An 8,899-nucleotide genomic window follows, 5' to 3' on the forward strand; every position below is an offset into this window, starting at 1 on the left:
TAGCCACCGATGTAAGCGCACGCGGGAACGAAATTTTAAATGCAGACCCAACTGCGGGCGCAGATAAAATTTCGACTACCGACGTGAGCGCGAGCAAGAACGCGGGTATGGATAAAATTTTAAACAAATACGCGGACAACGCAGATAAAATTCCAAGCAGCTGCACGGGCAACGCAGGTAAAATTCCAAACAATCTCGTAGACAACGCAGATAAAATTTTAACCGCCAAAATGAGCGCGGATCAAACCAGAGCCGCCCGTCTCGCCGAGAATAAATTTTTAAATTTTAAAAATCCCGCTCAAAACCAAATTTTGCCGCCGATAAGCCTAAAGAACTTCAATCTCGTCGCGGCAAAGCTCTTCACGGGTCGCACGCATCAGATCCGCGTGCATTTAAGCTCGATAAATCGGCACATTTTGGGCGATCATTTATACGGATTTAAGAGCGAAAACGCTAAAATTAGCAGGATTTTGCTCCATGCCTATTTGCTCTATTTCATCCATCCGCGAAGCGGCAAAGAGGTGAAAATATGCGCGGGCTTGCCGAGCGAATTTCTAAATTTTACGACAAATCAAAAGGTAAAGGATGAAATTTATGAAAAAATTTTACCGACTAACGTTGAGCGCTACTTTAGCGATATTAGCGGGTGGCTGCGCTATGTCTAGCGCGCCTAGCGCAAGCGACGAAAGCCTGCCGCGCGTGGAGGGCATTAGGACGATCACGAGCGACAATGAGATCGGGCTTGAGTGGCCTAGATACGACAGCAATACCGCCGTACTGGGCTTTGTCGTTTACCGAGCGCCCGCAAGCGGCGGCGAAGCCAAAAAGATCGCCACCATCGCAGATCCATACTCCACTCACTACGTAGATACGAGGCTGCAGCCGGGCACTTCGTATAAATATACGGTGCGCACATACGGCGCCAAGGGCGTTTCGGCTCCTTCTCCGGTCGCTATCGCAAGCACGGCGAAGATGTTAGAGTCCGTGCCGTTTGCGCAGGCTATCTACGGGCTTCCGGGCCGCGTTAAGATCATCTGGCGTCCGCATCCGGATCTTCGCGTAAGCTCCTATCTAATCGAGCGCCGTCCTAAGGGAGGCGAGTCGTGGAGCACGATTAAAGAGGTTCGCGGCAGACTTAGCGCTGAATATATCGACAATATCGATTACGGCGAAGGATACGAATACCGCATCACCGTCAAAACCGAAAACGGAGAGCTGTCCAAGCCTAGTGCAGTCATTGCCGCAGCGCAGGCAGAATAAAGTTTGCCAAATTTCATAACCCAAAGTGTGAGCCTGCCGCCGCTGCCGATTAAGCTCGGCGAGACCGAATTTTTAGAAACGGCGCGCGGTAGAAACCTGACGCTCGTGCGAACCAAAAGCTTTGATAGCGAGTTTTTTATCACCCTAAAGCCCGGCGGCGGCAAAGTGATAGTGAAGGGCGAAAAGATCACCAAGCCCGCTAAGATCGGCCATCTGCAGCGAGCGCTCGAAATTTTTAAAGAGCGCTTCTGCGGGCCGATAATCTCGCAGGCGTTTGCTTACAAAGACAGCTCGCTTACCGAAAAAACGCCGCTGATTTTGGACGAGAATGAAATTTTATCCCTCGTAAAAAGCTCTAAATTTAATAAAATTTTCATCGAGATCGGCTTCGGCTCAGGCAGACATCTACTCCATCAAGCGCGCTCGAATAAAGACGCGCTGCTAATCGGCATCGAAATTTACAAGCCCGCGATCGAACAGGTCGCAAAGCTAGCGATCCGCGAGGGGCTGCAAAATATCGCTCTCATAGCTACCGACGCGCGGGTTTTGCTGAGCCTGCTTCCCGCAGGCTGCCTGCAGCGCGTATTTTTACACTTCCCCGTGCCGTGGGACGACGTACCGCACCGCCGCGTCATAAGCGATGAGTTCGCCTCGCAAATCGCACGCACGCTCGGGCTCGGCGGCCGCTTCGAGCTTCGCACCGACAGCGAGGAGTACTTCCTCTACGCGATGCAAAAGCTCTCGCCCTACGTTCAGCGCAAAGCGGGCGAAATTTCGCATTTTAAAAACCGTGACGCCGCCGTAGCGAGCAAATACGAGGATAGATGGCGCAAGATGGATAAAGACATCTACGATCTGATCTACGAGAACAAAACCGCGGGCCAGGGCGAACCGCAGCAGTTTGAGATGGAATTTTTAAAATTTGACGCGGCGGCAATCGCGCGAAATTTTAAAAATTCTACCTTCAAAGGCGAGGATTTTTTCGTGCATTTTGAGGAAATTTTTTACTTTGACGCGCAGAAAAGCTTGGACGCGGACGGGGCCAGCGCGGCGGACGGCGTAAATTTAAGCGGCGCGGGCGAAGCTATAAACGGCGAGGCTATAAATTTAGACGCGACGCGCGGCAAAAATTTAACCGAGCGAGCGAGCGTGAATGAAATTTCGTCAGACTGCGGCAAAATTTCAGCTACGGCGGCGGGCGATAAAATTTTAGCTTGCGCGAACGCCGCGCAAATTCTAAAAAAAGCGAGCGACGTACCTTGCAAAAAGGGATCGCAAGACGAACGGCAAAGCAAGCCGAGCTTCACCAAGCAGCAAAATAAACACCAAAGCAACCTAGAAGGCTGTGCAGAGCCACGAGCCGAACACCAAAGCGAGCTAGACTGCGCAAAGTCACAGCTCAAACAGCAAAGCAAGCCGTGCGCTGCCGAGCCGCAGGATGTGCTAATCCTGCTTTCGCTCGGGGCATTCGACTTTCCGCAGCAGTGTTTCATCCGCGCAAACGCAAGCGGCACGCGCTACTTCATCCGCCGCCCGCTTCCTACGCGCGAAAACCACGCGGCACATCAAAAAATTTCGGAGATATTTTCACAATGGCAGAGATAACGGACGATTACAACATCATCACCGCAGCGGGCCTCACGCTGGGTTACGAAAAGGCGGGCGCGGTCATCCAAGACGCGAGTTTCGGCATCGGCGCGAAGGACTTCGTCATCATCACGGGCAAGAGCGGCAGCGGCAAATCCACGCTGCTTAAGTCCTTCTACGGCGGCATCGACATCATCGGCGGCGAGCTGAACGTCTGCCTGTGCGATCTAAAGGGCATCACGAACTCCGATCTGCGCACCCTGCGCCAGCGTATCGGCATTATCTTTCAAAACTACCGCCTGATCAACGAATGGACGATCGAGCGCAACATAATGCTTCCGTTAATGATAATGGGCTACAATCAGCAGGTCTGCCAAGACCAAGCCAAAAAGCTACTGCGCCACGTCGAGCTCGGGCATAAGATGGGCAAGTATCCGCTCGAGCTTAGCGGCGGCGAGCAGCAGCGCGTGGCTTTGGCGCGTGCGATGGCGCATAATCCGCGCCTACTGCTGTGCGACGAGCCTACGGGAAATTTGGACGACTACTCCAGCGCCATTATTTGGAATTTGCTGCGCTCGGCGTGCGAGTCGTGGAACGCCTGCGTCGTCATCGTGACGCATAAAATGCCCGCCACGCTTCGTTTTAGGCACCGACATTTTGAGATTAAGGACGCTAAAGTAAATGAAATCGATTAAAACCCATTTCGGCGTGATCTTTTCGCTCGTTGCGCTGCTTTTTTCGGTGCAGTTTGGAATTTTTATGAGTAACCTAACCAAAAGCTACGAGCGCTCGATCCAAAACGAATACAACATCGTGCTAGTCTCCAAAACCCCGCTCAGCCTGCAAGACGCGCAAAAAGCGGTACCGAAGATCAGCTCGATTAGCGAAATTTCCACAGCGGGCATTACCGAGCGTCTGAAGGGTAAAATTTCACAAAATGCCTTTGCCGAGCTGAGTAAAAATTTGCCTAAATTTTATAGCGTAAAGCTCGAAAGCTTCCCCGACGCCGCGCAGCTTGCCAAGATCGAGCAGGATCTAAAATCCATAGGCTCGCTCACGCGAGTTGAAATTTTTAAAAAGACCCACGATGAAATTTTTAAAATTTTACTGCTTATCAAAAGCCTCGTTTACGGCTTTGCGTTTCTTATCGTGCTTTTAGGCGTGATGTTAATTCACCGCCAGATGCGTATCTGGGTTTACGAACACAAAGAGCGCATCGAGATCATGGAACTTTTCGGCGCGTCGTTTCTAATAAAAAGCGGCAAACTCTACCGAATGGCGATAATAGACTCCTTCATCGCCACGCTGATCGTGACCTGCTTCTACATAGCGCTTCCTTCTTGGGAGGTGTTTTCGACCACGCTTAAGGGCATCGGCGATCTACGCACCGCCATAGTGCTGCCTTACGATGCGCTGATTCTTTTGGGTGTCGCCTTGGCGCTATCTATCATCGCGGTTAGCTTTGTGATGCTGCAAATCGGAAATAAACGAGCATGAAAAGGGCTTTTTTAGCGCCGCTTCTTGCGCTAGGGCTTGCTGTGGGTTTTATTTATGCTGCGCCCGCAAAGCAGCAGAGCACGAAAGATAAGATCGCCAAAGCGGGTCAAGAGCTCAAAAGCTCGCAAAAGGAGGGGATGCAACTCTCGCAAAAGATCGATGAGATCGCAGGCCAGATCGTAAAGGAGCAGGAGGGCTTTAAAAAGCGCGAGGGCGAGATCAAGCAGCTAAGCGACGCGATAGAAGGCCTAAAGGATCAATATGCCGCCGAAGCGCAGGAGCTTGAAAAGCTTAATAGCCAAAATGTCACGCTTCTTAGCGTGCAAAACGATCTGGAAAGCAAGATCGCAAGCGTGATCTCGCAAGAGTTATCATTTGATCTCATCACCGACGTAAATTCCACCACCACGCCCGATTCTATCATGGCTAGCGAAATTTTAGAAGGGCTTGGCCTCGTTATGAACGACGAGCTGAAGGGACTGATCAAAGACTACGAAAATAATCAAAATTTTATCAACGAGCAGAACAAAAAGATCAAATCGATCCAGGCTAGCATGGCGGGCTACGACAAGAAAAAAACCGATCTCAACGCTAAACTAACCACCCAAAAAGAGAAGCTCGCGCAGATGAAAAAGGACAAAGAGGACTACATCGCGCGCCTAGAGAAGATAAACGACGAGCAAGATGCCATATCTAAGACCCTGCAGGAGCTTAAGATCATCGACGACGCCGAGGAGAAGGCCAAAGCGCAAAAGGAGGAAGCGGCGCGCCAAGCAAAGCTTGAAGCGCAGAAGCAAAAGGAGCGCCAGGCGCGCGAAAAAGAGTACGCCAAAGCAAAAGCGGCTGCCAAAAAGGCGGGCAAGCCCGAACCTGCGCCTCCTAGCGAGCCCGAGCCCGAAGTGAGCGAGCCGGCGGACGAGCGCGTAAGCAAGATCAACCAAAAGGTCAAGCAGTACGGCTCGAGCTATCAGTCATCGCGCGTTAAAAAATACAGTGGAGCCAAGACCGCAGCACCTCTGAACGGCGCGTATTTGAAGCGAAAATTCGGCAACTACAACGATCCCGTGTATAACATCAAGCTTTTCAACGAAAATATCGTGCTGGGCTCAAACAGCGGCGACACGCAGGTTAAGGCGGTGCTGCCGGGCAAGGTGGTCTTTGCCAAAGAAACCGCCGTGCTCGATAAGGTCGTGATCCTAGAGCACAGCGGCGGCATCCACACGATCTACGCACATCTAAATCAGATCCCGCCTACCGTGCGCGTCGGCTCCAACGTCAAAAAGGGCTACATCATCGGGCGCATCGGCTCGGATCTGACCTTTGAGGTGACGCAGCAGAACTACCACATCAACCCACTCGATCTCATAAGTCTAAGGTGAAGCCATGGGCGGTGGAAATTCTAAATTTAGTGGATATTGCGAGGACGCAGAAAGTTTAAATTTAAGCGGACAGAATTCAGGCTGCGATTTAAATTTAGATGAGCAAAATTCTTTAAAAGAGCAGAATTGCGCCGCTTCAAATTTGGGCGATGAAGGCTCCGCTGCTGCGACAAGAAATTCTAGCGGCAAGAATTTAATCTCGGCGTTAAATTTGAATGACGTAAATTCCAAAGTGACGTTAAATTTGAATGATCAAAATTTAAGCAACCAAAGCTTTACCGCCGCAGGTATTGTCGCCGCATCAAATTTAGATAGAGAAAATTCCGCCACGGGAGTCGCTGCATTAAATTTTAAAAATAAGAATTCCGCGATGACGGACATCATAGCGACATCAAAAACGATGGTGGGCACCGCAAAAACAGGAAGCTACAACGAGCGCCGTAGAAGCAAAAATGACAAAAACAGCGCAAAACGATATTGAGATTACAAGGGTAGCGGAGGAAATAATGATAGCAGAGATAGCACCGACAAAAGAAGCAGAAGCGGCGAGGCCGCAGATCCAAGAGCTTACCAATTTTCTTAGCGAATACACCGCCAAGATGCTTAGTATCGGCACTTACACCGCGCGCATCGAGCGCTGCGTGCGCAGGATAGCGGATGCTTACGACTATGAGGCTAGCCTGATGATCTTTGTGCGCCACTTCATCATCAGCGTGATGGATCCTGCGGACAACTCCATCCGCCGCACCTACGTCAAAACGGGCGCTGCGGCGCAGATCAGCTTCGATCTGATCTCGGAGCTAAGCGCGCTTAGCTGGGAAATTTACGATGAAAAAATCCCTTTTGCGCGCGCCAAAGCCGCATTTGCAGAAATTTTAGCCTCGCAGAAGAAAAGCTTTGCCAAAACTCTCGTTTTGCTCAGCGTCGCAAATGCCGCGTTCTGCGAGCTTTTCGGCGGCGACGGCGGTGCGATGGCGTTAGTTTTTGCGGCTACGGCTTTTGGAATTTGCGCCCGCTATCTACTTAGCAAGCTTAAAATCAACCTAAAAATCCAATACATCGCGGTTTCGTTCGCAGTCTCCTTCATCGTCTCGCTAGGCGCTCGCTACGGGCTTAGCGCCACGCCCGACATCGCCGTGGGATCGAGCATACTCTTTTTGATCCCCGGCGTCTGGCTAATCAACTCGGTATTTGACATCTTAAACGAAAATATGCTCGTAGGTATCAGCAGAGGGCTGAACACGGGGCTTTTGATCATCTGCATCGCAATCGGACTTTTTCTGACGCTTAGCATCTCAAATTTGGGGCTTGTAAATGTTTGATATAGCGCTTTTGGTATTTAAGGACGCCTGCTTTGCCGCTGCGGCGGGGCTCGGGTTTGCGTATGCGTGCATGCCGCCTAAAAAGACGCTCATTTTCTCGGCGCTGCTTGCGGCGGTTGCGCATTCATGCAGGTTTTTGCTGATACAGAGCCAAATTTTTTCAATCGCCGCCGCTACGCTTTTTGCGTCGTTTCTGATCGGCGTTTTGGGGATGCTCTGTGCCAAGCGCCTCAAGGTACCCGCAGAGATCATCGCCTTCCCCGCGCTGCTTCCGATGATCCCAGGCATCTACGCCTACAAGGCGGTTTTGGCGCTGTTTTCTTATATCAGAGCCACGGGCGCACAGCATAAACTCGCCCACCTCATCTCGTTTTTCGATAACGCTCTCGCCACGGTCTCGATCTCGCTGGCGCTCGGCACGGGCGTTTCAATAACGCTGCTAATTTTCTACGAGCAGTCCTTGATGATCACTCGCGGCGCAAGAGGCAAATAGCGCTAAGCAAGAATTTTAAGTTTGATATTTGTTTTATTGTTTTCTCTTTTTTATCGTAGTAATATCCCATATAACTTAAAAGTGTATTTCTGCAGCCCAATATACATTTGTTGCATAATTATAAGAAAGATAAATGCTATAATTAGAATGTATTAAAATACTACAAATTTCTTAGAAAGGACTTGAAATGGCTTTAACAGAAGAAGATATGAAAATGTGGCAGGGCGTGAGCGATCATTTGACACGAATGGAAAACAACGCCGAATATCGCAAGAAAATAGAAAAGCAACTTTATCGCGGTGCTCCAAAAAAGAGTATTGAAAGAATACGACAAGCAGGTATAAGAAATAGCCAATCAAAGTTAGTAAGCGCAATAAAAAAGATTGATTTCAGCTCTAATGCCGAATTGATAAAAATTCAAGACGAAGCGATTGTCCTTGCTGAAAATTCTTTGGAGGATTTTTTAAAAGAATATAATGAGCACCCTAATACCACAGGTGGTCGTTATATTTGTTCCGATACATTCAAAGAACTTTTTCCTTGCTTTGAAGCAAAAGAAAATAGGGCTCTAGTAAATGACGCGATACATAATTCCTCCGCTGTTTTGGCGGCGACGCAGTTTGAAGAGGTTCTGAAGCGCGATGAGCCCGGCAAAACCAAAGCAATTTTTATCACCGGAATTCCGGGAGCCGGAAAAACAACCTCGGTTAAAAATTTTATGACCGATGGTAAAGTTAAACTTATTTTTGAAGGACAGTTGGCAAACCCGGCGCCGACTATTCCAAAAATAGAGCAATGCCTACAAAAAAATTTAGACGTTACGATTGCTGCGGTGCATATAGAGCCAGAAAAAGCTTTAGACAATACTTTTAAGCGCTTTAACGAATATGGGCGCGGCGGGAGCATTGAAGTTATGTCTAGCATCCAAGGCAACTTGCCGAGCGGTTTAAAAAAGCTAAAAGAGCATTTCGGTGATAAAATTAATATTATCGCCATTGATAGAAATAGCGATAGGAATAAAATTTTAACTGATGAAAAAGAGATCTACAAATTAATCAGTATCGGCTCAAAAGAAGAAATTTTTAAACTTTTAAAAACGAAATTAGACCAAGATTTTCAAAAAGGTAGAATCGACAAAGCTTGTTTTGCTCAGGCGAATGAAACGAAGCTAAATAAAATTATGTCTATCCGAACCCATTAAGCCGAAATCGCAAAATTTAAAAGCGAGCTAGAGTAAAATGCACGAGCAATATAGCCTTAACACTTAATCCGCGATAATTTTAGAATGTCTCAAATATCGTTAAATCAGGGCTTTTCTCGATCCGCTTCGGCAAATTTCATCTCAATGCTTTGTAGGTATT

Annotated in this window: 9 protein-coding genes and 1 pseudogene; all 10 read left to right on the forward strand. The window is 48.8% G+C overall.

The genetic code is table 11. The features are described from left to right. A pseudogene (locus tag Q0277_RS09185) lies at positions 1 to 665 on the forward strand (hypothetical protein); the annotation flags it as partial. Beyond that, complete coding sequence (locus tag Q0277_RS09190) at positions 595 to 1,260, forward strand: fibronectin type III domain-containing protein (protein ID WP_297903939.1); 666 nt, start codon at positions 595 to 597, stop codon at positions 1,258 to 1,260. The pseudogene Q0277_RS09185 and the gene Q0277_RS09190, both read left to right, overlap by 71 nt. Before the next feature lie 3 nt (positions 1,261 to 1,263). Beyond that, positions 1,264 to 2,865 (forward strand): tRNA (guanosine(46)-N7)-methyltransferase TrmB, encoded by a 1,602-nt coding sequence (trmB, locus tag Q0277_RS09195; RefSeq protein WP_297997453.1) that lies wholly within the window; start codon positions 1,264 to 1,266, stop codon positions 2,863 to 2,865. Then, positions 2,853 to 3,542 (forward strand): ATP-binding cassette domain-containing protein, encoded by a 690-nt coding sequence (locus Q0277_RS09200; protein ID WP_295152369.1) that lies wholly within the window; start codon positions 2,853 to 2,855, stop codon positions 3,540 to 3,542. The genes trmB and Q0277_RS09200 overlap by 13 nt, the downstream gene beginning before the upstream one ends. Next, complete coding sequence (locus Q0277_RS09205; protein ID WP_297903943.1) at positions 3,529 to 4,344, forward strand: hypothetical protein; 816 nt, start codon at positions 3,529 to 3,531, stop codon at positions 4,342 to 4,344. The genes Q0277_RS09200 and Q0277_RS09205 overlap by 14 nt, the downstream gene beginning before the upstream one ends. After that, positions 4,341 to 5,723, forward strand: a complete 1,383-nt coding sequence (locus Q0277_RS09210) for a M23 family metallopeptidase (RefSeq protein ID WP_297997455.1) — start codon at positions 4,341 to 4,343, stop codon at positions 5,721 to 5,723. Before Q0277_RS09205 ends, Q0277_RS09210 begins: the two co-directional genes overlap by 4 nt. 4 nt (positions 5,724 to 5,727) lie before the next feature. After that, positions 5,728 to 6,204, forward strand: coding sequence for a hypothetical protein (locus Q0277_RS09215; protein WP_297997457.1), 477 nt, complete (start codon positions 5,728 to 5,730; stop codon positions 6,202 to 6,204). Positions 6,205 to 6,229: 25 nt separating this feature from the next. Then, the gene (locus Q0277_RS09220) at positions 6,230 to 7,045 is read left to right on the forward strand and encodes a threonine/serine exporter family protein (RefSeq protein WP_297997458.1); all 816 of its coding nucleotides are present in this window, start codon (positions 6,230 to 6,232) and stop codon (positions 7,043 to 7,045) included. A gap of 1 nt (position 7,046) precedes the next feature. Next, complete coding sequence (locus tag Q0277_RS09225; RefSeq protein ID WP_297997461.1) at positions 7,047 to 7,538, forward strand: threonine/serine exporter family protein; 492 nt, start codon at positions 7,047 to 7,049, stop codon at positions 7,536 to 7,538. 187 nt (positions 7,539 to 7,725) lie between these two features. Beyond that, the gene (locus Q0277_RS09230) at positions 7,726 to 8,739 is read left to right on the forward strand and encodes a zeta toxin family protein (protein ID WP_297997460.1); all 1,014 of its coding nucleotides are present in this window, start codon (positions 7,726 to 7,728) and stop codon (positions 8,737 to 8,739) included. The last annotated feature ends 160 nt before the right edge of the window (positions 8,740 to 8,899 follow it).

The sequence above is a fragment of the uncultured Campylobacter sp. genome, assembly GCF_938030815.1.
In the GTDB taxonomy this organism is placed as follows: domain Bacteria; phylum Campylobacterota; class Campylobacteria; order Campylobacterales; family Campylobacteraceae; genus Campylobacter_B.

What these genes read in the sequence shown, in the direction of transcription:
- Q0277_RS09215 (WP_297997457.1), top strand. Translation starts at nt 5,728, where the DNA reads ATGGGCGGTGGAAATTCTAAATTTAGTGGATATTGCGAGGACGCAGAA.
- Q0277_RS09200 (WP_295152369.1), top strand. Translation starts at nt 2,853, where the DNA reads ATGGCAGAGATAACGGACGATTACAACATCATCACCGCAGCGGGCCTC.
- Q0277_RS09230 (WP_297997460.1), top strand. Translation starts at nt 7,726, where the DNA reads ATGGCTTTAACAGAAGAAGATATGAAAATGTGGCAGGGCGTGAGCGAT.
- Q0277_RS09210 (WP_297997455.1), top strand. Translation starts at nt 4,341, where the DNA reads ATGAAAAGGGCTTTTTTAGCGCCGCTTCTTGCGCTAGGGCTTGCTGTG.
- Q0277_RS09220 (WP_297997458.1), top strand. Translation starts at nt 6,230, where the DNA reads ATGATAGCAGAGATAGCACCGACAAAAGAAGCAGAAGCGGCGAGGCCG.
- Q0277_RS09205 (WP_297903943.1), top strand. Translation starts at nt 3,529, where the DNA reads ATGAAATCGATTAAAACCCATTTCGGCGTGATCTTTTCGCTCGTTGCG.
- Q0277_RS09190 (WP_297903939.1), top strand. Translation starts at nt 595, where the DNA reads ATGAAAAAATTTTACCGACTAACGTTGAGCGCTACTTTAGCGATATTA.